General features: G+C 67.9%; 22 protein-coding genes. 12 read left to right on the top strand and 10 right to left on the bottom strand.

Translation table 11 applies throughout. The features are described from left to right. Positions 1–74: 74 nt before the first annotated feature. The 4 genes from ACIUM1_RS12610 to ACIUM1_RS12595 all read left to right on the top strand — a co-directional run bounded on the left by ACIUM1_RS12610 (position 75) and on the right by ACIUM1_RS12595 (position 4,613). A complete protein-coding gene (locus ACIUM1_RS12610) occupies positions 75–989 on the top strand; it encodes an oxygenase MpaB family protein (RefSeq protein ID WP_406817469.1) in 915 nt (304 codons plus the stop codon). Positions 990–1,179: 190 nt separating this feature from the next. After that, positions 1,180–2,823, top strand: coding sequence for a PPE family protein (locus ACIUM1_RS12605; protein WP_406817468.1), 1,644 nt, complete (start codon positions 1,180–1,182; stop codon positions 2,821–2,823). A gap of 59 nt (positions 2,824–2,882) precedes the next feature. Next, positions 2,883–3,875, top strand: coding sequence for a permease (locus tag ACIUM1_RS12600; RefSeq protein ID WP_406817467.1), 993 nt, complete (start codon positions 2,883–2,885; stop codon positions 3,873–3,875). Further along, positions 3,876–4,613 carry a TIGR03943 family putative permease subunit gene (locus ACIUM1_RS12595; RefSeq protein WP_406817466.1) on the top strand — a complete coding sequence of 246 codons (738 nt, stop codon included), beginning with the start codon at positions 3,876–3,878 and terminating at the stop codon, positions 4,611–4,613. It begins immediately after the preceding gene. Positions 4,614–4,623: 10 nt separating this feature from the next. Here the strand turns inward: ACIUM1_RS12595 and ACIUM1_RS12590 are convergent, their stop codons facing one another. From ACIUM1_RS12590 to rpmB, 5 genes are read right to left on the bottom strand one after another with little or no spacing between them, the layout of a single operon-like run. Next, positions 4,624–5,013, bottom strand: coding sequence for a hypothetical protein (locus tag ACIUM1_RS12590; RefSeq protein ID WP_406817464.1), 390 nt, complete (start codon positions 5,011–5,013; stop codon positions 4,624–4,626). Beyond that, on the bottom strand, positions 5,010–5,276 hold the full coding sequence (gene rpsR / locus ACIUM1_RS12585; protein WP_406817463.1) for a 30S ribosomal protein S18: 267 nt from the start codon (positions 5,274–5,276) through the stop codon (positions 5,010–5,012). Before rpsR ends, ACIUM1_RS12590 begins: the two co-directional genes overlap by 4 nt. Beyond that, a complete protein-coding gene (gene rpsN, locus ACIUM1_RS12580; protein WP_406817462.1) occupies positions 5,276–5,581 on the bottom strand; it encodes a 30S ribosomal protein S14 in 306 nt (101 codons plus the stop codon). Before rpsN ends, rpsR begins: the two co-directional genes overlap by 1 nt. A 2-nt stretch (positions 5,582–5,583) precedes the next feature. Next, positions 5,584–5,748 carry a 50S ribosomal protein L33 gene (rpmG, locus tag ACIUM1_RS12575; protein ID WP_068275540.1) on the bottom strand — a complete coding sequence of 55 codons (165 nt, stop codon included), beginning with the start codon at positions 5,746–5,748 and terminating at the stop codon, positions 5,584–5,586. Continuing rightward, positions 5,748–5,984: a 50S ribosomal protein L28 gene (gene rpmB, locus ACIUM1_RS12570; protein ID WP_406817461.1), complete on the bottom strand. Its 237-nt coding sequence runs from the start codon at positions 5,982–5,984 to the stop codon at positions 5,748–5,750. The genes rpmG and rpmB overlap by 1 nt, the downstream gene beginning before the upstream one ends. A gap of 96 nt (positions 5,985–6,080) precedes the next feature. Here rpmB and mrf point away from each other — a divergent pair, with 96 nt between their 5' ends. Both mrf and ACIUM1_RS12560 read left to right on the top strand, forming a co-directional pair. Then, positions 6,081–7,274: a ribosome hibernation factor-recruiting GTPase MRF gene (mrf, locus tag ACIUM1_RS12565; RefSeq protein WP_406817460.1), complete on the top strand. Its 1,194-nt coding sequence runs from the start codon at positions 6,081–6,083 to the stop codon at positions 7,272–7,274. Continuing rightward, positions 7,274–7,570 carry a type B 50S ribosomal protein L31 gene (locus ACIUM1_RS12560; protein WP_406817459.1) on the top strand — a complete coding sequence of 99 codons (297 nt, stop codon included), beginning with the start codon at positions 7,274–7,276 and terminating at the stop codon, positions 7,568–7,570. Before mrf ends, ACIUM1_RS12560 begins: the two co-directional genes overlap by 1 nt. A gap of 29 nt (positions 7,571–7,599) precedes the next feature. On the opposite strand, the gene ACIUM1_RS12555 is transcribed toward ACIUM1_RS12560, so the two are convergent. The 5 genes from ACIUM1_RS12555 to ACIUM1_RS12535 all read right to left on the bottom strand — a co-directional run bounded on the left by ACIUM1_RS12555 (position 7,600) and on the right by ACIUM1_RS12535 (position 12,514). Next, on the bottom strand, positions 7,600–8,475 hold the full coding sequence (locus ACIUM1_RS12555; RefSeq protein WP_406817458.1) for a metal ABC transporter permease: 876 nt from the start codon (positions 8,473–8,475) through the stop codon (positions 7,600–7,602). Then, entirely contained in the window at positions 8,472–9,317 is an 846-nt protein-coding gene (locus ACIUM1_RS12550) for a metal ABC transporter ATP-binding protein (protein ID WP_406817457.1), read from the bottom strand. Before ACIUM1_RS12550 ends, ACIUM1_RS12555 begins: the two co-directional genes overlap by 4 nt. Before the next feature lie 4 nt (positions 9,318–9,321). Then, positions 9,322–10,245, bottom strand: coding sequence for a metal ABC transporter solute-binding protein, Zn/Mn family (locus ACIUM1_RS12545; RefSeq protein ID WP_406817456.1), 924 nt, complete (start codon positions 10,243–10,245; stop codon positions 9,322–9,324). A gap of 132 nt (positions 10,246–10,377) precedes the next feature. After that, entirely contained in the window at positions 10,378–11,334 is a 957-nt protein-coding gene (locus tag ACIUM1_RS12540; protein ID WP_406817455.1) for a hypothetical protein, read from the bottom strand. After that, positions 11,321–12,514, bottom strand: coding sequence for a cupin domain-containing protein (locus tag ACIUM1_RS12535; protein WP_406817454.1), 1,194 nt, complete (start codon positions 12,512–12,514; stop codon positions 11,321–11,323). Before ACIUM1_RS12535 ends, ACIUM1_RS12540 begins: the two co-directional genes overlap by 14 nt. A 228-nt stretch (positions 12,515–12,742) precedes the next feature. Here ACIUM1_RS12535 and ACIUM1_RS12530 point away from each other — a divergent pair, with 228 nt between their 5' ends. The 6 genes from ACIUM1_RS12530 to ACIUM1_RS12505 all read left to right on the top strand — a co-directional run bounded on the left by ACIUM1_RS12530 (position 12,743) and on the right by ACIUM1_RS12505 (position 23,433). Beyond that, positions 12,743–13,648: a class I SAM-dependent methyltransferase gene (locus ACIUM1_RS12530; protein WP_406817453.1), complete on the top strand. Its 906-nt coding sequence runs from the start codon at positions 12,743–12,745 to the stop codon at positions 13,646–13,648. A 237-nt stretch (positions 13,649–13,885) separates the two neighbouring features. Next, positions 13,886–15,337, top strand: coding sequence for a PPE family protein (locus ACIUM1_RS12525; RefSeq protein ID WP_406817452.1), 1,452 nt, complete (start codon positions 13,886–13,888; stop codon positions 15,335–15,337). Between the two features lie 332 nt (positions 15,338–15,669). Continuing rightward, a complete protein-coding gene (eccA3, locus tag ACIUM1_RS12520) occupies positions 15,670–17,511 on the top strand; it encodes a type VII secretion system ESX-3 AAA family ATPase EccA3 (RefSeq protein ID WP_406817451.1) in 1,842 nt (613 codons plus the stop codon). Next, positions 17,508–19,124 carry a type VII secretion protein EccB gene (gene eccB / locus ACIUM1_RS12515; protein ID WP_406817450.1) on the top strand — a complete coding sequence of 539 codons (1,617 nt, stop codon included), beginning with the start codon at positions 17,508–17,510 and terminating at the stop codon, positions 19,122–19,124. Before eccA3 ends, eccB begins: the two co-directional genes overlap by 4 nt. Next, positions 19,121–23,122, top strand: a complete 4,002-nt coding sequence (gene eccCa, locus ACIUM1_RS12510) for a type VII secretion protein EccCa (RefSeq protein ID WP_406817449.1) — start codon at positions 19,121–19,123, stop codon at positions 23,120–23,122. Before eccB ends, eccCa begins: the two co-directional genes overlap by 4 nt. Positions 23,123–23,124: 2 nt before the next feature. Then, complete coding sequence (locus tag ACIUM1_RS12505) at positions 23,125–23,433, top strand: PE family protein (RefSeq protein ID WP_406817448.1); 309 nt, start codon at positions 23,125–23,127, stop codon at positions 23,431–23,433. Positions 23,434–23,435 lie beyond the last annotated feature (2 nt).

Genomic DNA, 23,435 nt, shown 5'->3' with positions numbered 1-23,435 from the left:
AACGCCTGGCCGCGACAATATCAGGAAACACGCGTTCGCACATTAGCGGACCGGCGCTGCGGGAGGACCTGACGATGGCAATTCACCAGCAGGTGCACCAGCCGATCGACCACGTCGAGCGCAGGATCACCGACCCGCCCCGCGCGCAGCGGCGCAGGCGGTGGCGGGCGCTGGGGATCGACGAGGGGTTGATGGGTGTCGCATTGCTGGCCGGCCCGGCGAACGTGATCATGCAACTGGCACGGCCCGGCGTCGGATACGGGGTGATGGAGAGCCGCGTCGAAAGCGGCCGGGTCGATCTGCACCCGATCAAGCGCGCCCGCACCACCTTCACCTACCTGGCCGTGGCGACCAACGGCAGCGATGCCCAGAAAGACGCCTTCCGCCGGGCGGTGAACCGAGCGCACGCGCAGGTCTACTCGACCCGGGAAAGTCGAAGCCCGGTGGCTTACAACGCTTTCGACCCCGCGCTGCAGCTGTGGGTGGGGGCGTGCCTGTACAAGGGCGGGGTCGACATCTACCGCATGTTCATCGGTGAACTCGAGGGCGAGGATGCCGACCGTCATTATCGCGAGGGCATGACGCTGGCCACCACGCTGCAGGTGCCGCCGACGATGTGGCCCGCCGACCGCGCCGCGTTCGACCGCTACTGGGAAGAATCGCTGGACAAGGTGCACATTGACGACGCCGTGCGGGAGTACCTGTTTCCCATTGCCGCCAATCGGATTCGGGGCGTGAAACTGCCGCGGCGGTTGCAGCGCCTCTCGGACAACGTCGCGTTGCTGATCACCACGGGCTTCCTGCCGCAGCGGTTCCGCGACGAGATGCGGCTGCCCTGGGACGCGACCAAGCAGCGCCGTTTCGACCGGTTGATCGCCGTGTTGGCCACGGTGAACCGGTATCTACCGCGGTTCATCCGGCAGTTCCCCTTCAACGTCTTGCTGCGTGACCTGGACCGCAGGATCAAGAACGGCCGTCCGCTGGTGTAGCGCGCAGGGCGCAACCCCCCAATTGATAACGACAACCATATTCATTAAGCTCACGGCAGTCCCTCTCAGCCCTCCAGCCCGAGGAGTTGCCGGTCATGAGTCTGCGCGTCGTACTCGAAGGACCAACTGTCGGTCGCCCTGCCGGTGACATGACCGCGGCGACGTCGTATCTAATCGAAGGCCGCGGGCGATGACGGCGCCGATCTGGATGGCCGCGCCGCCGGAGGTGCATTCCGCATTGCTCAGCAGCGGTCCGGGACCCGCGTCGCTGCTTGCGGCCGCCGGCGCGTGGTCGGAGTTGAGCACCGAATACGCTTCGGCCGCAGAACAATTGAGCGCCTTGCTGGGCGCGACTCAGGCCGGGGCCTGGGAAGGACCAAGCGCGGAGTCCTATGTGGCCGCCCATGTCCCGTACCTGGCGTGGCTCGTCAAATCCAGCGCCGACAGTGCGGCCACCGCAGCTCAACACGAGGTCGCCGCGACTGCCTACGCCGCGGCGTTGGCGGCCATGCCCACATTGCCCGAACTGGCGGCCAACCACGCGGTGCATGGCGCGTTGGTGGCCACCAACTTCTTTGGCGTCAACACCATCCCGATTGCCGTCAATGAAGCCGACTACGCGCGGATGTGGACCCAGGCCGCCACTACGATGACCACGTATCAAGCGGTCTCCACTGCCGCGGTGGCGTCCACGCCACAGGCGGACCCGGCGCCGACGATCGTGAAATCCGACGCTTCGCCGGCCGACCCAGGGGTAGACGACACAAACGACTTCCCCGACCCCACGGTCGACAACCCGCTGAATGACTTCATCGCGCAGATCCTGCGGCTGTTCGGCATCGATTGGAATCCCGGACAGGGGACCGTCAACGGCCTGCCCTACGACTCCTATGCGAACCCGGGCCAATTCATGTTCTGGGTCGTTCGGGCGCTGGAACTTCTCGAGGATTTCGAACAGTACGGCGTCTACCTCCAGCAGAATCCGGCGTTGGCTTTTCAGTATTTGGTCGCCCTCGAGACGTCGGATTGGCCCACCCACATCGCCGAAATCACCAGTTGGCTGTCGAGTTCGCCGCAATTGCTGCTCATCCCCGCCCTTGTGGCAATAACCCCCCTTGGGGCGGTCGGCGGATTGGCGGGGCTGGCCGGGCTGGCCGGAACCCCGCAGCCCCTGGTGGCACCGGCACCTCCTGCTCCGCCAGCGCCTGCGCTGCCCGCCGTGGCTCCAACCCCCACACCAGCCCCGATCGCCGCGGCTGCCGCGGCTCCCGCCTCGGCGCCTACTCCGGCACCCGCTCCCACGGCGGCCACAGCGGCCAGTCCGGCGCCGCCGCCGGCGCCAAATCCGCCCGGGCCCGGATTTGTGCCGCCCTATGTCATCGCACCGCCCGGCGTCGGATCCAGGACGGGCATGAGCGCCAGCTCCAGCGCCAGAAGGAAGGCGCCCGAGCCCGACGCCACCGCGGCGGCGGCCGCCGCATCCGCGCGAGAGGCGGCGGGGGCGCGTCGGCGGCGGCGGCAGCGGAAACGGCAGCGCGGGTATGGCGATGAGTTCATGGACATGAACGTCGAGGTGGACCCCGACTGGGCCGCGCCGCCCAGCACCCAGACATTGGCGTCGGCTTCCGGAGCCGGCCTGGTGGGCTTCGCCGGCACGGCGCGCAGCGCAGCGGCCCCTACCGCGAGCGGGCTGGCCACCATGGCCGGTGACGAGTTCGGCGGCGGTCCCACGATGCCGATGATGCCGGGCACCTGGGACCCCGACGACGCCGGCGAAGGGATGCCGGACGGCGAAGGCCTGGACGGCGAAGGCCGGGACGGCACACCTGAATAAGCGGGGCGCCCCGGCTTGTCCGGAACCTCGGGGTGCGGACGCGCTGACATACTGAGACGGTGGCGACGCTGAAGTCCGGCCGCAGGTTGCGGTTCGGGTCGATGGAAGTGCTGGTGGGCATCCTGCTGGCCTGCGCGCTGGCCGCCACCTCCCTGCGCAACGTGGTCTTCAACAGTGCCGCGTTGTCGACGGTGGGCACGGTGTTCTGCGGTGTTTTCGTGCAAGCGTTTCCCTTCCTGGTGCTCGGGGTGGTCGTCAGCGGGCTGATCGCGGTGTTTGTGTCGCCGGAGCGCTTGGCTCGCTGGCTGCCGCGACGGCCCGCGGTGGCCGTGGTCGCGGCCGGCGTCGGCGGGGCGGCGCTGCCCGGGTGTGAATGTGGGTCGGTTCCGCTGGCGCGACGACTGTTCGGCGACGGAGGTGCAACCGGAGCCGCAGCGTTGACCTTCATGTTGGCCGCACCGGCGATCAACCCGGTCGTGCTGGTGGCCACCGCGGTGGCGTTTCCGGGTGCGCCGCGCATGGTGTTCGCCCGGCTGGGCGCCTCGTTGCTGACCGCGGTCGTCATGGGGTGGGCATGGTCGCGGTGGGGCCGCCCGGAGTGGGTCACCCGCCGGTTACCCGCCGCACCAACACAGAGCGAATCACGCCGGGTGGTTTTCACCGAGGCGGCCCGCCACGACTTCCTGCAAGCCGCATCGTATTTGGTGGTAGGTGCCGCTGCCGCGGCATTGCTTCATGTGGTGGTGCCGCAGTGGGTGTTCGCGCATTTGGCGAGCGACCTGATCCTCGGCGTCGCGCTGATGGCTGTCCTGGCGGTGGTTTTAGCACTGTGTTCGGAGGCCGACGCGTTCGTGGCGGCCAGCATGACGATGGTGCCGCTGTTGCCGCGGCTGGTGTTCCTGGTCGTCGGCCCAGCCGTCGATGTGAAGCTGTTCGCCATGCAGGCGGGAATGTTCGGCCGGTCATTTGCGGCGCGTTTTGCGCCCTGCACGTTCCTGGTGGCAACGGTGAGTGCTTGTGCGGTCGGGCTGTTCGTCCTGGGCGGCGGATAGATGAGCCGGGAGACCGAGAACACCGTGCTGTTGTTGGTGGGCATCAGCATCGTCATGATCACCGTGTCCGGTGTGTTCACCCGCTACGTCAAGCCGGGATTGCTGCCGTGGCTGGCCGCATCGGCGGTGGTGTTGATCGGTTTGGCGCTGTTGGCGATCATCGGCGACATCCGCCGGGGCGGCCCCCGCACCAGCGATCTGACCGACGATCACGGCCCCGAACACTCCCACCGGACCGGCATCGTCTGGCTGCTCGTCGTTCCCATCCTGGTCTTGATGTTCGTGTCGCCCCCGGCGCTTCGGCCATCGGCCGCAGCTCCGTCGGTGACGTCGGTTTCCAATGACGTTCTCAATAGGGCCTTTCCGCCGCTGCCGCCGGGCCGGGCCCCAGAAGTCTCGCTACCGGAGGTGTTGATGCGCGAGGCGCACGACAACACCGGGTCATTGACGAACCGAACTATCACGGTGACCGGTTTTGTGCTCAACGAGGCACAGGGGGTGGACCTCGGTCGCGTCGTCATCATCTGTTGTGCCGCCGATGCGCAGTTGGCCCGCATTCATCTTCGTGGCCCGGCCGCCGGCGGCGCCGCCGGGCTACCGGACAACACCTGGCTCAGGGTCCAGGGCCAGGTCATACCCGCTGCGCGGCAACCGAATTCGGACGCGGTCCCGACGCTGCAAGCGACCGTCGTCACCCGCATTGACGCTCCGCCCAACCCCTACGCCTATCCGCACTGACGATTCTTCGTCAATTCCTTCGACCGGAGTTACGCAACCAATATTGGTGGCGGCCAAGCGGATTGGGAACCGGTGTGCTTTCCCACTGTCCCAGCTCCAGCCAATCGCTCAGCGCCGCAGTATCGTCGCTGTCGGTGATGGGGCCGACCCAATGGGGCGGCCCGCACGCCGCCCGATCAGTCGTGCAGGGTTGCACCATGGCCATCACGCCGCATCCGGTGGGACGCGAGGCGCAGGTGAGTGGCCCGAGCATGCAGGCAGCCTCTACCAGCATGGAGTGTGGGCAGCGCCGGATGACGGGACGTAGTTCGTCGATGACCGACATGTCGTGGTCGGCCGCGCAGGCGCCACACACGATGACGGTGAACGGGCGGTCGGTGCCGCGGCGCGAAGACGTCACCGTGCCGCGCTCCCTCCCGGATAGGGAAGCAGCGCCATTTCGCGTGCGTTCTTGATGGCCGTCGCTACCTGCCGCTGTTGTTGGACGGTCAGACCGGTGACCTGGCGTGACCGGATTTTGCCGCGCTCGGAGATGAATACTCGCAGGGTGGCGGTGTCCTTGTAGTCGACCGCGTCCAATCCGAGGCCGTCGAGGAGGTTCCTTTTCTTGGCTCTGACACCCGGCGGGGCGGCACGACGAGTCCGCTGAGGTTTCTTGGCCATCACCAGCTCGCCTTCCGCACCCCGGGTAGCTGCCCGTTATGAGCCAACTCGCGGACCCGCACCCTCGACAGCCCGAACTTGCGCAGGTGGCCGCGTGCACGCCCGTCGACAGCGTCGCGATTGCGCACCCGAACCGCGCTGGCATCGCGGGGCTGGCGCGCCAATTCCGTTTGGGCCGCGGCCCTTTGCCCGGCGGTGCTCAATGGGGAGCGGATGATGTGTTTGAGTTCGGCGCGGCGTTCCGCGTAGCGCGCCACGATCGCCCGACGACGGTCGTTCTTGACGATTTTGGACTTCTTGGCCACGCTCAGCGCTCCTCTCGGAAGTCCACGTGGCGGCGGATCACCGGGTCGTACTTGCGCAGCACCAGCCGGTCGGGGTCGTTGCGCCGGTTCTTGCGGGTGATGTAGGTGTAGCCGGTCCCCGCCGTGGACCGCAGCTTGACGATGGGACGAATCTCGTTGCGCGCCATTAGATTCGCTGCCCTTCGCGGCGCAACCGCGCCACCACTGCCTCGATGCCGTCGCGATCGATGACCTTGATGCCCTTGGCGCTGACCCGCAGCCGAATCCTGCGGCCCTCGGTGGGCAGGTAGTACGTCTTGAGCTGGATGTTGGGCGACCAACGCCGCGACGTCCGGCGATGGGAATGCGACACCGCGTTACCGAAACCCGGTCGCCGGCCGGTGACCTGGCAATGGGCGGACACCGTGCACCTCCTATTGAAAATCATTTTCGACAAGTCCTATCAGGCACGGTACCGTAAAGGCGGCCTAGATGAAAACGATTATCAACAAGGAGGGCGATGCGGACACCCGTCATCCTGGTAGCCGGCCAGCAGGACAGCGACACGGTCGTGGGCACCCTGCTGCGCACCCCGGGAACGTTGGTCGTCGAGCACCGCTTCGATGGCCACGTCGTACGCCGCACAACGGTCACGTTGCAAGACGGCGTCTTGGCGAGCGCCGAGAGCGGACTCGAGCTCACGCACGGCTGTGTGTCGTGCACCATCCGCAACGATCTGTTGATCCTGTTGCGGCAGTTGCATCGTCGCGACGACGTCGACCGGATCGTGGTGCACCTGGCGCCCTGGCTGGAACCCGAACCGATCTGTTTCGCCATCAACCACGTTCGGGTGCGGGTGGCGCCAGGATATGTTGACGGGCCCGCCGCCCTGGATGTGTCGATCGCCGCGGTGGTGACCGCTGTCGATTCGAAGACGTGGCTGAATCAGGCGCTGGGCGAGGAGGAACTCGTCGACGGCCGCACCCAGGCCCAAGTGGTGATCGGTCAGGCCGAATTCGCCGATGTAGCCGTGCTCAATCGCGCCAACCCGTTCGTGGCTGCGGTGTTGCGCCGGCTGTGCCCGCGCGCCCGTGTTCTGGTGGGTGCCGACGGCATCGAGGACGCGCTGAACAACCTTTATCGCGACGCGCGACGCGGGCGCAGCGACGACCCGCACGGTCCGCTGCTGGCCGGGCAGCCGCCGCTGGAGTCCCGCGGCCCGATCAACCTGGTGGAATTCGACGCCCGACGCCCCTTCCATCCGCAGCGCCTGCATGCATGCCTGGACCTGCTACTCGAAGGCGTGATCCGAACCCGGGGGCGGCTCTGGCTGGCCAGCCAACCCGATCAGGCGATGTGGCTGGAGTCGGCCGGTGGCGGTCTGCGGGTCAGTTCCGCCGGCAAGTGGCTGGCCGCCCTGACGGGTCCGGAACTCGACGGCATCGACACGGAGCGGCGCGCGTTCGCCGAATTGGGTTGGGACGACGTCTACGGCGACCGGCACACGGCGATGGTCATCTTGGTGTGCGGCGCAAAGCCCGCCGACATTCTCGACGCCCTGCACGGCGCCCTGCTCACCGACGCGGAATTTGTGTCGCCACACGACTGGGCCCACTTCGACGATCCGTTCGGTGACTGGCACGAAGAACCGTGTGAAGAAGACCTGGCCGAAGCCACTGATACCACCCGATACAGGCAGGATCCAGACCGCTGATGAAGCCCGACATCCATCCCGACTACCACCCTGTCGTCTTCCAGGACGCCAATACCGGTGCGATGTTCTTGACCCGCTCCACGCTCACCAGCGCGCGCACCGTCGAATGGCAGACGCCGCAAGGGACCTCGACCTACCCATTGGTCGTCGTGGAAGTCACCTCCGACTCACACCCGTTCTGGACGGGCGGCCGCCGCATCGTCGACACTGCCGGGCAGGTGGAGAAGTTCCACCGTCGTTACGGCCGCCGGCAATCAGCCCCGGGCCAGCGCGCCGCCGACCCCTCCGAAACCTAGGGCGGCTCCGTTATTGTGGGTTGCTCGGGCTAGCCGTTCGCCACCTCACGAGGGCCGGACGACGTCCACTTGGCGGCGCGGCCGCTGGAGAGGGACTGGCGCAAACCTGGGCTGGTCAGCCGGACGACGGCGTAGATCGCGAAGCTGATACTGCTGATGAATACGCTGGCTTTGACGGTGGGTCGCAGCAGGCCTAGCAACAGTCCGCCGTCGGCGGCGATCAAGGCGAATCCGATCGACAGGGCGATCAGCACCGGGGTGCGGGCGGTGAGCCGGGTGGCCGCGGCTGCGGGGGTGATCGCCAGGCTGAGGACCAGTAGCGTGCCGACGATTTGTGCGGCTTCGGTGACGGTCAGCGCGAGCAGGTAGACGAACAGCAATCCCACCAACCGGGTCGGCACGCCACGCGCGAGGGCGACGTCCGGATCGACCGAGGCGAACAGCAGCGGGCGGTACAGCAGTGTCATCGTGGCGAGCACCGCGACCGCCACGACGATGAGCAGGGCGATCTGGCTGGGGCTGACGCCGAAGAGTTGACCGAACAGTATGTTCGTGGCGGCCGTGGCGAAGCCCGTATACAGCGAGAGCAGGTACACCCCCACCCCCAGCCCGAAGGCCAGGATCACCCCGATCGCGGAGTTGCGCTCGCGGGGCCGATTACCCAGCAGTCCGATCGCGGTGGCGACGACCACCGAACCGAGCAGCGCTCCCAGCACCGGGTTGTTGGCGACCAGCAGGCCGGCCGCGGCGCCGGTGAACGCCAGCTCGGCGGTGCCGTGCACCGCGAAGGCGAGATCGCGGATGATCACGAACGGACCGATCAGGCCGGCGGTCACGGCCACCAGGGTGGCCGCGATCAGGGCGTTCTGGACGAATGTGACGTGCAGATAATCCCACAGCGTCACTGCGCCGCCACCTTGTCGTCCCGGACCGCATGGTGGTCCGGAGTCCGCACCGCCTCCGGCGCGCCGACGATGATGATGCGTCCCTGGACCCGCAGCACTTCCACCGGGGTCTGGTACAGCTCCGAGAGCCTGGCACTGGTCAGCACCTCCTCGGGCGGGCCGATCGCCCAGCGGGTGCCCACCAGGTACAGCACTCGGTCGACGACCCCCAGGATCGGGTTGATTTCGTGCGTCACGAACAGCACCGCAATGTTGGAGGCGCGGCGTTGTCGGTCGAGGGTGTCGACCACTTCGGCCTGGTATCTGATGTCCAGCGATAGCAGCGGCTCGTCACACAGCAACAGCTTCGGGTTGCCCACCAGGGCCTGGGCGATGCGCAGGCGTTGCTGTTCTCCCCCCGAGCACCGTCCAACCGGGGCGTCGGCGAATCGGGACGCCCCGACAGCGTCGACTGCGGTTTCGACACGGCGACGGCGCCCCAGGCTGGGCAATCCGATTCCCCATCGGTGACCGTCCACCCCGAGCCGCACCAGGTCACTGCCCCTGACCGGCAGATCGTGTTCGAAGCCCCGCTGTTGCGGGACGTAGCCGATCGTGTGGTTGCCGCGCCGCGGCGGCGAACCGCACACCCGCGCTGATCCCGACGACAGGGCGGTCATCCCGAGCAGCACCTTGATCAGCGACGATTTGCCCGAGCCGTTGGGCCCTAGCACGGCGACGAACTCGCCGGGCGCCACCGCGAGGTCGACGTTCTGCCACAGCCGCCGCGAACCGTAGGCCAGGCCGGCGGCGGACAGCTCGACGATCGGCTCCGCGGATCTGGGGTCGGCCGAGAGGGTCATCTGGTCACTTTCCTAACGCGCTGGTGAGCTCGTTGACCTGTCGTAGTTGCCAGGCCTGGAAGTTCGCGTCGCTGGTCGGCAGTGTCTCGGTAACGCCGACGATCGGCACCCCACTTTGCTGGGCCAGTGTCTTCAGGGCATTGGTAGCGGGACTGGTGACCTGGGCGTTGTACAACAGCACCTTGATCGCCTTGGTTTTGACCGCGGTGTCCATCGCCGAGTTGTCGGCGGGGCTGGGGTCGTTGCCGTCCTCGATGGCTTGGGCGAACGAGGGGGGCGTGGCCAACTTCAGCCCGGCGGCGTCCACCAGATAGCCCGGCACCCGCTCGGTGTAGCCGACCGGCGCGCCGGAGTACTTCGTTTTGATGTTGGCGATCGCGGCGTCGGTGGGGGCCAGGCTGTCGCTGAACGTCTTCGCATTGGCCGAAAAGGTGGACGCCTCGGCCGGGTCGAGCGCGCCGAGCTGGGCGGCGATCGCCGAGCTCACCTGGGGAAGCTTGGCGATGTCGTACCAGATGTGCGGGTTGGCGTCGGCGCCGGAAATCTGCATTACGTCCGCCGCGGTGAGCACCTTGCGGTCGGAGTTGGGCGACGCGGACAGCATCTTTGCCATGAAGTCGTCGTAACCCAGGCCGTTGACGATGACGAGCTGCGCGGCGCTGACCGCGGCAGCGGTTCTCGCGTCGGACTCGTATAGGTGCGGGTCGGCATTCGGATCACTGATCACCGATGTCACCTGTACGTGGTCGCCGCCGATCTGCTTGGCGATGTCGCCCCAGAAATTCTCCGCGGCAACCACCTTCAGCTGCGTCGCGGAGCCCGGAGGCGGCCGCGTCGGCGAATGGGAACAACCGACCAGCGTCAGGGCGACCGCCGACAGGACGGCGACAACGTTCAGCGTGACGCAACGACGCGTGCGGGCAGTCACATGGGGCTCCCGTTCGGCTGGCCGATAAAGCGACAACGATTTTCATTAGCATAGGTGCTGACGCCCTACGGGGAAAGCCGAGCCGACAGAGCTCGATGTTATGAGGGATATCGGCGTAGCGGTGTCGGGCTATCACCCGCCCAGTGCCGCGAGCGCCCGGTAGCCGGGCTCCGCGAAACGCCGCGCGGCCGCGCGGATCTCGTCGGTCAACGGACGTTGTTCGGGAAGGTCGCCGGTGAAGATCCGCGGCTCGAGGCTTTTGGAATCGAACCGGGCTTCTTCGGCCATCCGCGCAACCGCGGAAGCGTCCACGTCGAGCCCGAAATGCGATGCCACGCTGAGCCATACCGCGCTCGGCAGGTCGGCGTAGTCGACGCAGAGACGCCCGGCTTGATCGGCCGCGGCCGATTCCAGCATCGCGCCGAGGGCCCGGGCCGCGTATTCGGCGCGCGTCATGGCCGGAACCGCGGCCTCGTCGATGCCGAACCGGCGGGCGGCACGGTGCGCCTGCGGTCCAAGCCATCCCGGCGGACTGGCCAGCAGTGAGGCCAGGACGCGCGCTGGTTCGCGTTGGACCCAGATCCAGGGCGTGTCGGCAAAAGCGGCCGCGAGGATGTGACGCCTTCGAATGTTCCAGCTGGAGCACTTCAGCACCAGCCGCCGCTCGTCGCCGTGGCGACATCGGCCCAGCGCTCGCACCAGGACCCGCACCGCCGCCACCAGTTCAGGCGCGTCGAGCCGTTCGGGGCCGAGCCCCAGCAGATGATTGAGCGGCATCGGTTCGTTGAGGACGACGACCCCCGGCAGCGTGCCCAAAAGTCTTGAGACCAAGGTGGATCCGCATCGTGAGAGGTGAAAGATGATGCCGGTCGGCTCGAGTGACGCCTCACGGTCGAGCGCGACGAGCGCGTCGAGCCCGGTTTCGACGAGCGGCCGCGCGGCCGGGGTGGCGGCCCAACGTGCCACGGTCCGGTCGAAAAACGGTTCGTCGAATCGCACGCCGGTCAGGTCGGCCCAGAAAACCGCCGGGACTGGCCGGGAAAGGTCCAGCCGCACCGGCGTCCAGCGGGCCAGCTCAGCCAGGTCCATGCGGCGAGTCGCTTTCGGAATCAGTCGGTGACGCACGGACCAGGTATCCGCTCACGAGCAGCGATCGCACCAACTCGATCTGCTGTGCCGCGTCGAGCCCCGGCAGGTCGGCAATCCGGAACGGCGCGGTGCTCGTGGAGATGAATTCCAGGGCGGCTCGGTGATCGGACTCGGCACGTATCGACAGCGTCGCGAACTGCAGCGCAACACCTTCGGGATCGGTTTTCACGCGCGAGTACAGCGGTCGATACTTCTCGACCAGTGTCTGGGCGCCGATTCCGGCGGCGTCGGCGATCTGGCCGATCGGCGGACAGCGGCCGCGGCGGATGAGAACGTCGGCCAGTGTGTCCAGGCCGCCCTTCACCGCGCCGGGCCCCTCGATGCTGCGCAGCGCGTCGCGCAGCATGGCGCTCAGCGGCGCGTGCAGGTCCGCGTCATCGAGGTGGCGCAACGGCAGACGGGCGTTCAGGGCATCGTTGCGCAAACTCTCCGAGTACAGCGCTCCGATGGCCAGCATGAGGACACTGGGCGTATGAAGACCCACGGTCAGGTGCACCGATGGTCCCGACGTCGGCGTCTCGGCCGCGTGCACCCGGCCACGCGGCAGGTAGAGGACGTCGCCGGGTTGCAGGTGTAAATCGGTGGACGATGCAAGCGCGCCGATCCGAACCGTTTTGTCGTCCCGCCGCAATCGGTGCGGTGCGATGTCGACCCCGTCATACAGGTGCCAGACCTTGGAGCCTTCGATCTGCAGGATCAACACGTCGTGGTCGTCGTAGTGGGGAACCAGACCCTGGGAGCCCGGCGGAGTGACGTAGGCGTTGACCTGGATCGGGACGTTCAGCTCCACCTCGATGGCGTGGGCCAGCAAGCCAACGTTGCGCGAATAGCGCTCGACGGCGTCCACGACAATCGTGTAACCGTCGGCAAAGTCACCGCGAATCGCGGCGACGTCGAGGCCGCCGTCGCCAAGCCGGTAGCTGTCGGCGCCCTTCTTGTCCGGGCCCCGCATCAGCCGCACCGTGGGTGGCTCCCGGCGAAAAAGGTCCAAAAGGTGGTCGAGTGCCGAGGGGCCCGACAGCAGGCCGTCGAAGTAGCCACCCCGGCATCGCGCGACGTGGTAGTGCTTTTGCGCCCATATCTCGTCGAGAAAGGTCTGCACCGACAGGGGTTCAAGCAACCCGGCTAGCGACAGCTCGATGGCACGGCCTCCGCGATCGTCGTGGTGATCGGCCGGCAGGGCGGACGGCGCCGTGCCGGCAACCCAGTATGACGGATCGGTAGCTGAGCGGATCCTCGGCGACGTCGCCCGTACCGGCGCAGCGGGTGGCCAGCTACCACCGCGTTCGCCAGTACCGTTGCGCGACAGGGGAAAAGGAGTGTCGGGCGGGCGGCGTAGGGTGGTGGGGTGCGAAGCGAAGGCGATACCTGGGACATCACAACGAGTGTGGGTTCGACCGCGTTGTTCGTGGCGACGGCACGGGCTTTGGAGGCGCAGAAGCCCGACCCACTGGCCGTGGACCCCTACGCGGAGATTTTCTGCCGCGCCGTGGGCGGCTCGGCGGCGGACGTGCTCGACGGGAAGGACCCGGACCACCAGCTGAAGAACGCCGACTTCGGTGAGCATTTCGTGAACTTCCAGGGCGCCCGCACCAGGTATTTCGACGAATACTTCCGCCGCGCGGCGGACGCGGGAGTGCGGCAGGTGGTCATCCTCGCGGCGGGCCTGGACTCGCGTGCCTACCGGTTGGATTGGCCCGCCGGGACGACGATCTTCGAGCTCGACCAGCCACAAGTCCTCGACTTCAAGCGTGAGGCGCTCAGCCGGGTCGGCGCCCAGCCGCGCGCCGAACGCCGTGAGATCGCCATCGACTTGCGTGAGGACTGGCCACAAGCGCTGCGCGACAGCGGCTTTGATCCGGCGAAGCCGTCCGCCTGGATCGCCGAGGGCCTGCTGATCTACCTTCCGGCCAGCGCTCAGGAGCAATTGTTCACCGGTATCAACAGCCTGGCCGCCCCGGGCAGCTATGTCGCCGTCGAGGACGGCGCCCCGATGCAGCCCGACGCTTTCGAGGCCGCCGTGGCAGAAGAACGGGCCGCCACGGCCCAGGGCGACGGGCGGGTGTTCTTCCAGCTGGTCTATAACGAGCAGCACGCGCCGGCGACCGAATGGTTCGACAAGCACGGCTGGAATGCGGTCGGCACGCCGTTGGCCGATTACCTTCGCTACGTCGGCCGCCCGGTGCCGGGCCCCGATACCGAATCCGGCCCGATGGTCGCGCGGAACACCTTGGTGACCGCCGTTCGAGCCTGATCGGCGAAAACCGGCCGTGCTCGCTGACGATGGCTGGTTTTTCATGAGTTTCCCCTGAACCGGGCACCCGCCGGAACTTTCTCGGGACGCCGTCCGACTACTACCGGGCTCATGCTTGCGCCGCCATACAGCCCAGGCGGTCGCCGAGGCAGCCCGGCAAGGAGTCTCCGGCATGACGTCATGCGTTTTTTCCCATCGATCGGCCGCGTCGTCACCCGCGGCGGGGGACGGGGGAGTATGACCGCGCCCGTGTGGATGGCATTTCCACCGGAGGTCCATTCGGCGCTGCTGTCCAGCGGTCCGGGGCCCGGTGGCCTGCTGGCCTCGGCCGCGGCGTGGACGTCGTTGAGCCAGACCTACGCCGCGGTGGCCGACGAGCTCAGCCAAACCTTGGCGGCGGTGCAGGCCGGGGCGTGGGAAGGACCCAGTGCTGAGCGATACGTGGCCGCGCACGTGCCGTATCTGTTGTGGCTGACCCGCGCCAGCGCCAACAGCGCGGCCATGGCCGCCCAGCAAGAGACGGCGGCCACCGCCTACACCACCGCGCTGGCCGCGATGCCGACGCTGGCGGAACTTGCCGGCAACCACGCCGTGCACGGGGCGTTGGTGGCGACCAACTTCCTCGGCATCAACACGATTCCGATCGCCGTCAACGAGGCCGACTACGCGCGAATGTGGACTCAGGCCGCCACCACCATGTCCACCTATCAGGCGGTCTCCAGCATGGCGGTGGCCGCGGCCCCGCAGACCGATCCTGCCCCGCAGATCGTGAACGCCAGTGACAGCTCCGACAGCAGCGACGGCTACCAAGACATCGTCGACAACGACTCGGGCAACCCCTACGACGGCAGCTGGTATCTGAACCGGGTCACCGAGATCACCGATACCTTGTCCCGGGACTTCACCGAAATCGCACACAACCCCGTCAAAGGGTTTCTGCAGCTGTTGCACGACATCATCGGGCTGATCGTCGACGAAATCGGCCACGCCATCCAATTCTTTCAGGCGTTCCCGCAACTGCTGGCGGTTCCGGCGTTCGCGCCGGCCGCGTTCGGCGGTGGCTTCGCGGCCCTGAGCGCGCTGGCCGCGATACAGCCGCCGGCGGCGGCGCCGATCCCCGCGGTGACGGCGGCACCCGCGCCCCAGACCACGGATCTTCCGGCGGTGGCCACCAGTCCTGTCACGGTGAGCGCCGCCGCCCCGGCGTCGTCGGCACCGACGTCTGCGCCCTCGCCCGCGTCAACGCCGGCCACCGCCGCCGCGCCGGCATCGCCGCCCCCCGCTACGGGAGGCGCCGCGTTCCCCTACCTGGTCGGCGGTCCCGGCATCGGCACCGGGGCCGGCATGGGCAGCGGCGCCCAGCGCAAGGCGTCGGAGCCCGATGCGGCCGCGGCGGCCGCACCGGTCGGCGCCTCGGCGGCCGAACGGCAGCGGGCGCGGCGGCGCCGTCGCGCAGCAATGAAAGACCACTACCGAGGGCACGAGTTCATGGACGTCGAGCAGGAGACGCCGCCGGTACCCGATCCCGACGTGCCGGTGGCCTCAGATCGCGGCGCGGGGCCACTGGGCTTTGCCGGAACGGCGCCTGCGCGGGCCGCCGAGGCGGCGGGGCTGGCCACGCTGACCGGTGACGAGTTCGGCAACGGGCCGTCGGCCCCGATGTTGCCGGGCAGCTGGGAGCGCGACTGATGGCGGAACTTTTTCGGTCCGCCAAGCGACTACTGGCTGCGTGATCGGTTCGACGCCTGCCGGCGCGGCGGATGCTATCTGGGGGGCAAGCCGAGTTGATAATGAAAATGGTTTTCATTAAGGTGAAGCCTTGCCGTGAGCGCGCCCGGCACGAGAGCTGTGAATCTGCCGGAAATGCGGACAATCTTGGCGGAAACATCCTCATGCGCGGTAAAAGAAGGGCGGCGCAGTGGTGAGTCGGGCAGGCTCGGGCACCTCGACAGTTAGCTTATGCAATGCTAACTTCAGGCGAGCTAGGTTAGGGGAGGCTAAATACATGGAAAGACGCGGCCGTGGAACTCGGTGACACCGGCATGCTCGTCGCTCCGCCTGTCAGCGCGCGGGTCGACGAGGACGTCGTCAGCCGGTTCGCCACCTGCTGCCGCGCGCTCGGCATCGTCGTCTACCAACGCCAGCGTCCCGCCGACCTGGCCGCCGCGCGCTCGGGTTTCACCGCACTGACCCGCATCGCCCACGACCAGTGCGACGCGTGGACGGGCCTGGCGGCCGCCGGCGATGTGTCCCTGCGGGTGCTCGAGGCAGTGTCGCGCAACGTCGCGACCGCGGGCATGCTGCAGCGCCAGGTCGATCTGGCCCCCGGCTCGTTGGGTTTCCGGTACGACACCGGTCTGTATTTGCAGTTTCGGGCCGCGACGCCCGACGACTTCCACCTCGCCTATGCGGCCGCGCTGGCAATGGCCGGAAGATTTGCTGACGCCAACGAAATCGTCACCGGCCTGACCGCCGCTCGCCCGAACTGGCGCGACGCCCGCTGGGTGTCCGTCGTCATCAACTACCGCGCCGAGCGCTGGTCAGATGTCGTCAAGCTGCTGACCCCGATCGTCAACGACCCGGATCTCGACGAGGCCTTCTCGCACGCCGCCAAGATCGCGCTGGGCACCGCGCTGGCCAGGCTGGGCATGTTCGCCCCGTCGCTGTCGTACCTGGAGGAGCCCGACGGGCCCGTCGCAGTCGCCGCCGTCGACGGCGCGCTGGCCAAGGCGCTGGTGCTGCGCGCACATGTGGACGAGGACGCGGCGAGCGACGTGCTGCAGGATCTGTACGCCGCTCACCCCGAGAACGAACAGGTCGAACAGGCCCTGACCGACACCAGTTTCGGCATCGTGACCACCACAGCGGCCCGCATCGAAGCCCGCACCGATCCCTGGGACCCCGAAACCGAGCCCAGCGCCGAGGATTTCGTCGATCCCGCCGCGCACGAACGCAAAGCCGTGCTGCTGCACGAGGCCGAGCGCCAGCTCGCCGAATTCATCGGACTCGACGAGGTCAAGAACCAGGTATCGCGGCTGAAGAGTTCGGTCGCCATGGAGCTGGTGCGCAAGCAGCGCGGCCTCGCGGTCGCGCAGCGCGCCCACCACCTGGTCTTCGCCGGCCCGCCCGGAACAGGTAAGACCACCATCGCCCGCGTGGTCGCCAAGATCTATTGCGGCCTGGGGCTTTTGAAGCGGGAGAACATCCGAGAGGTACACCGCGCCGACCTCATCGGCCAGCACATCGGCGAGACAGAGGCCAAGACCAACGCGATCATCGACAGCGCGCTCGACGGTGTGCTGTTCCTCGACGAGGCCTACGCGCTGGTTGCCACCGGCGCCAAGAACGACTTCGGACTGGTGGCCATCGACACCCTGCTGGCGCGGATGGAGAACGACCGCGACCGCCTGGTGGTCATCATCGCCGGATACCGGGCCGACCTGGACAAGTTCCTGGACACCAACGAGGGCTTGCGTTCCCGGTTCACCCGCAACATCGACTTTCCTTCCTACGCGCCGTCGGAGCTGGTCGAGATCGCGAACACGATGGCCGAGCAGCGCGACAGCATCTTCGAACCGGCCGCGCTCGAACACATGGAGGCGTTGTTCACCAAGTTGGCGACCGAGTCGACACCGGATGCCAACGGAATCTTGCGACGCAACTTGGACATCGCCGGTAACGGCCGGTTCGTCCGGAACATCGTCGAGCGTTCCGAGGAAGAACGCGAGTTCCGGCTGGATCATTCGGAACACGCCGGAACCGGCGAATTCAGTGACGAGGAGCTGATGACGATCACCGACGACGACGTCGCACGGTCGGTAGAGCCGCTGTTGCGCGGCCTGGGGCTGTCGGTGCCGGCATGACCAACGAGTCCGACGAACGCCGTTCGTTCACCTCTCGCACGCCCGCCAACGACAACCCTGACCGGGTCGAGTACCGCCGCGGTTTCGTCACCCGCCACCAGGTCACCGGCTGGCGGTTCGTGATGCGCCGGATCGCCTCCGGTATTGCGTTGCACGACACCAGGATGCTCGTCGACCCGCTGCGCACGCAGTCACGCGCGGTGGCCATGGGTGCGGTCCTGCTGGTCACCGGTCTGGCGGGTTGCTTCGTGTTCTCGTTGATCCGGCCGAGCGGCACGGTGGGCACCAACGCGGTGCTGGCCGACCGGTCAACCGCCGCGCTGTATGTGCGCGTCGGCGACGACCTGCACCCGGTGCTCAACTTGACCTCGGCCCGGCTGATCACCGGCCATGCTGTCAACCCCACCATGGTGAAAAGCAGTGAGCTGGACCGCTTTCCGCGCGGCAACCTGATCGGCATCCCGGGTGCGCCGGAGCGCATGGTGCAAAACCCCTCGCGCGACGCGAACTGGACGGTGTGTGACGCCGTCAGTGAGCCGGCCCAGGGTGGGCACGCCGCCCACAGCACCGGCGTCACGGTGATCGCCGGCCGGCCGGACAGCAGCGGCGCGCGTGCGGCGACGCTCCCGTCGAGGCAGGCGGTCCTGGCCGACCGGGACGGCAGCACCTGGCTGCTGTGGGACGGTAGGCGCTCGCAGATCAACCTGGCCGACCACGCGATCACGAACGCACTTGGCTTGGGGCAGAACAACTCCGAGGTGCCCGCGCCGCGGCCCATCGCGCTGGGCTTGTTCAACGCGATACCCGAGGGGCCGTCCCTGACGGCGCCCGGCATCCCGAACGCCGGTGCCCCCGCGTCGTTCAGCGTGCCCGCTCCGATCGGGGCGGTGGTCGTGTCCTACGCCCTGGATCAGAGTTCCTCGGGCGCACCGCGCTACTACGCAGTCATGCCCGATGGCTTGCAGCCGATCTCGCCGGTGCTCGCCGCGATCCTGCGCAACACCAATTCCTATGGGCTGGACCAACCGCCGCGGCTGGGTGCCGATGCGGTGGCCAAGTTGCCGGTGTCGCGAATGCTGGACACCGCGCGGTATCCGGATCAGCAGGTCAACCTGGTCGACGCGGCCAAATCCCCGGTCACCTGTGCCTATTGGAGCAAGCCGGCCGGGGCCGCGACCAGCTCGCTGAACCTGATGTCCGGCTCGGCGCTGCCGATCGCCGAATCGATCCGCACCGTCGACCTGGTGGGCGGCGGCGCCGAGCCGAATGGTCTGGTGGCCACCCGCGTCGCGCTGGCGCCGGGCACCGGCTACTTCACCCAGACCGTCGGCGGCGGCCCGGACGCCCCCGGGGCCGGATCGTTGTTCTGGGTCTCTGACACCGGCGTGCGCTACGGCATCGACAACGAGGCCGAGCATTCGGCCGCCGGGCATGGCAAAACGGTAGAGGCCCTTGGCCTTAGCGATCCGCCCGTGCCCGTGCCGTGGTCGGTTCTGTCACTGTTCGCCAATGGTCCGACGTTGTCGCGCGCCGACGCGCTGCTGGCTCATGACGGGCTGACGCCCGATCAGAAACCCGGCCGTGTGGCATCTGCCGAGGGAGCCCCCCGATGAGCCGACTGATTTTCGAAGCGCGCCGCCGCCTGGCGCCGCCGGTTACCCGCAAGGGAACCATCGCCATCGAGGCGCCGCCCGAGCTGCCCCGGGTGATTCCGCCGTCGTTCCTGCGCCGGGCGATGCCCTATGTGCTGGTGATCCTGATCGTCGGCATGATCGTCGCCTTGTTCGCCACCGGGATGCGGCTCATCTCTCCGCAGACGCTGTTCTTTCCGTTCGTGCTGTTGCTGGCCGCGACCGCGATGTATCGCGGCAACGACAACAAGACGCGCACCGAGGAGGTCGACGCCGAACGCGCCGACTACCTGCGCTACCTCTCGGTGGTCCGGGACAACATCCGCACCCAGGCCACCGCGCAGCGCGCCGCCGCGCAATGGTCACACCCGGAGCCGTCCGCGCTGGCAGCCGTTCCCGGATCACGCCGCCAGTGGGAACGTGACCCGCACGATCCCGACTTCCTGGTGCTGCGGGCCGGCCGTCACCACGTGCCGCTGGCCACCGCCCTCAGGGTCAACGACACCGCGGACGAGATCGACCTGGAGCCGGTGTCGCACAGCGCATTACGCAGCCTGCTCGACACCCATCGCACGGTGCGTGACGTGCCGACCGGAATCGACCTGACCAAGGTCTCCCGCATCACCGTGCTGGGCGAAGCGGACGAGGTGCGTGCGGCGCTGCGCGCCTGGATCGCTCAGGCGGTGACCTGGCATGACCCGACCGTGCTCGGCGTCGCGCTGGCCGCCCCGAATCTGGAGAGCCCGGACTGGTCCTGGCTGAAGTGGTTGCCGCACATCGACGTTCCCGGTGAGCTGGACGGGGTCGGACCGGCCCGCTTCATGTCGACCAACGCCGACGACCTGGTGGCGAGCCTGGGCTCGGCCCTGCTCGACCGTCCGGCCTTCACCGGCGAGCCCGCCGATGCGCTGCGCCACCTGCTCATCGTCGTCGACGACCCCGACTACGACCTGAATGCCTCAACGCTGGCGCTGGGCCGCGCCGGTGTCACCGTCGTGCACCGCAGCACCACGGCGCCGAACCGTGAGCAGTATTCGGACCCGGAAAAGCCGATCTTGCGCGTCAGCCGCGGGGACGCCGGGAGCGGCCGGGCCGGTGCCATCGAGCGCTGGCAGACCGGCGGCTGGCAGCCCTACGTCGACAACGCCGACCAGTTCGGCGCCGACGAGGCCGCGCACCTGGCACGCCAGCTGTCGCGGTGGGATTCCAACCCGACCCATACCGGCCTGCGATCGGCGGCGACCCGCGGTGCCACGTTCACCACGATGCTGGGCATCCCCGACGCCTCCCAGCTGGACGTGCCCGCGCTGTGGGCGCCGCGCCGCCGCGAGGACGAGTTGCGCGTTCCGATCGGGGTCACCGCGACCGGCGAGCCACTGATGTTCGACCTGAAGGACGAAGCCGAGGGCGGCATGGGCCCGCACGGGCTGATGATCGGTATGACGGGTTCGGGTAAGTCCCAAACGCTGATGTCGATCCTGTTGTCGCTGTTGACAACTCATTCGGCGGATCGGTTGATCGTCATCTATGCCGACTTCAAGGGCGAGGCCGGCGCCGACAGCTTCCGTAACTTCCCGCAAGTGGTCGCCGTGATCTCCAATATGGCCGAGAAGAAGTCGCTGGCCGACCGCTTCGCCGACACGCTGCGCGGCGAGGTGGCCCGGCGCGAGACGCTGCTCCGTGAAGCGGGCCGCCGGGTCCAGGGCAGCGCGTTCAACTCGGTGGTGGAGTACGAGGCCGCTTGCCAATCCGGGGCCGCCGGTACCGCCGACCTGCCGCCGATCCCGACGCTGTTCGTGGTCGCCGACGAGTTCACCTTGATGCTGGCCGACCACCCGGAATACGCGGAGTTGTTCGATTACGTTGCCCGCAAGGGCCGCTCGTTCCGCATCCACATCCTGTTCGCATCGCAGACCCTGGATGTCGGCAAGATCAAGGACATCGACAAGAACACCTCCTACCGCATCGGTTTGAAGGTGGCCAGCCCCAGCGTCTCGCGCCAGATCATCGGTGTGGAGGACGCCTACCACATCGAATCCGGCAAGGAGCACAAGGGCGTGGGCTTCCTGGTGCCCGCCCCTGGCGCGACGCCGATCAAATTCCGCAGCACCTATGTCGACGGCATCTACGATCCGCCGAAAAAGACCAAATCCTTTGTGGTGCCGTCCATCCCGGAGCCAAAGCTGTTTACCGCCGAGCGGGTCGAACCGGATCAGGACACCGTGTTCAGCACACCCGAGGAAGACGAATTGACCGGGCCGCCCCGCAAGCTGATCGCCACTATCGGCGAGCAGCTCGCCGGTTACGGTCCGCGTGCGCCGCAGCTGTGGCTGCCGCCGCTGGACGAGCCGATCCCGCTGACCGCCATGCTGGCCCGCGCCGGCGTGCCGCCTCGGCAATGGCAGTGGCCGCTCGGCGAGATCGACAAGCCGTCCGAGATGCGCCGCGACCCGCTGGTGTTCGACGCCGCCTCGTCGGCCGGGAACATGGTCATCCACGGCGGCCCGAAGTCGGGCAAGTCGACGGCGCTGCAGACGTTCATCCTGTCCGCGGCCAACCTGCACTCGCCGCGCGAGGTCACCTTCTACTGCCTGGACTACGGCGGCGGCAAGCTGCGGGCGCTACAGGATCTGGCGCACGTCGGCAGCGTGGCCTCGGCGCTGGAGCCCGAACGGATCCGGCGTACCTTCGGCGAACTGGAACAGCTGCTGCTGTCGCGGCAGCGGCGAGAGGCGTTCCGGGACTCCCGTGGCGCTGCCCCCGACGACGGGTTCGGCGAGGTGTTCCTGGTCATCGACAACCTCTACGCGTTCGGCCGTGACAACACCGACCAGTTCAACACCCGAAACCCATTGCTGACCAAGGTCAGCGAGCTGGTCAACATCGGTCTCGCCTACGGCATCCACGTCGTCATCACCACGCCCAGCTGGTTGGAGGTGCCGTTGGCCATGCGCGACGGCCTCGGACTGCGGCTCGAACTCAAGCTGCACGATCCGCGGGACAGCAACGTGCGGGTGGTCGGCGCCCTGCGTCGCCCCGCCGAGGCGGTGCCGCACGACCAGCCCGGCCGCGGATTGACCATGGCCGCAGAGCATTTCCTGTTCGCCGAGCCCGAGCTGGACCAGATTGCTGCGCTCAACGCCCGCTACCCGGACATGACCGCGCCGCCGGTGCGACTGCTGCCGACCAACCTGGCGCCGGAGTCGGTCGGGTCGCTGTATCGGGGGCCGGAGCGGGTCGTCATCGGTCAGCGCGAGGAGGACCTCGCGCCGGTAGTGGTCAACTTCGCCGAGAACCCGCTGCTGATGGTGTTCGGTGACGGCAAGTCCGGGAAGACCACCTTGCTGCGTCACCTCATCCGCACGGTGCGCGAGCACTCCACACCCGATCAGGTGGCCTTCACGGTGCTGGATCGGCGGCTGCACCTCGTCGACGAGCCGCTGTTCGCCGACAACGAGTACACCGCGAACATCGACCGCATCATCCCGGCGATGCTGGGGCTGGCCAACCTGATCGAATCGCGGCGCCCACCGGCCGGCCTGTCACCCGGCGAGCTGGCCCACTGGCGCTACGCGGGACACACCCACTATCTGATCATTGATGACGTCGACCAGATACCGGATTCGCCGGCGATGAGCGGCCCCTACGTCGGGCAGCGGCCGTGGAGTCCACTGATCGGATTGCTCTCGCAGGCAGCCGATCTGGGGCTGCGAGTGATCGTCACCGCACGTGCCACCGGTTCGGGACACGCCTTGATGACCAACTCGCTGCTGCGCCGGTTCAACGATCTGCAGGCAACCACGTTGATGCTGGCGGGCAATCCGCAGGATAGCGGCAAGATCCGCGGTCAACGATTCGACCGGCTGCCTGCCGGGCGGGCGATCCTGTTGGGCGACAGCGACGGCCCGACGTACGTGCAGTTGGTCAACCCCCTGATCGGGGAGTCCGTAATGGCAAGTGAAGCGCAACGGGAGGAGTAGAGATGACCTTGCGAGTGGTTCCCGAAGGTCTGGCCGCGACCAGCGCGGCGGTGGAGGCCCTGACGGCGCGGCTGGCGGCCGCGCATGCGGCCGCCGCTCCGGCGATCACGGCGGTGGTGCCGCCGGCGGTCGATCCGGTATCGCTGCAAACGGCCGTCGGATTCAGCGCTCAGGGCCAGGAGCACGCCGCCATGGCCGCCCAGGGCGTCGAAGAACTGGGACGGGCCGGCGTGGGTGTCGGGCAGGCCGGCGCAAGCTATCTCGCGGGCGACACCGCGGCCGCCGCGACGTTCGGAATCGCCGGCGCCTGAGC

Source organism: Mycobacterium sp. M23085 (assembly GCF_045343915.1).
GTDB lineage: Bacteria > Actinomycetota > Actinomycetes > Mycobacteriales > Mycobacteriaceae > Mycobacterium.
The sequence above is the reverse complement of the archived record's forward strand: the minus strand, read 5'-3'. Positions and strand labels throughout refer to the sequence as shown.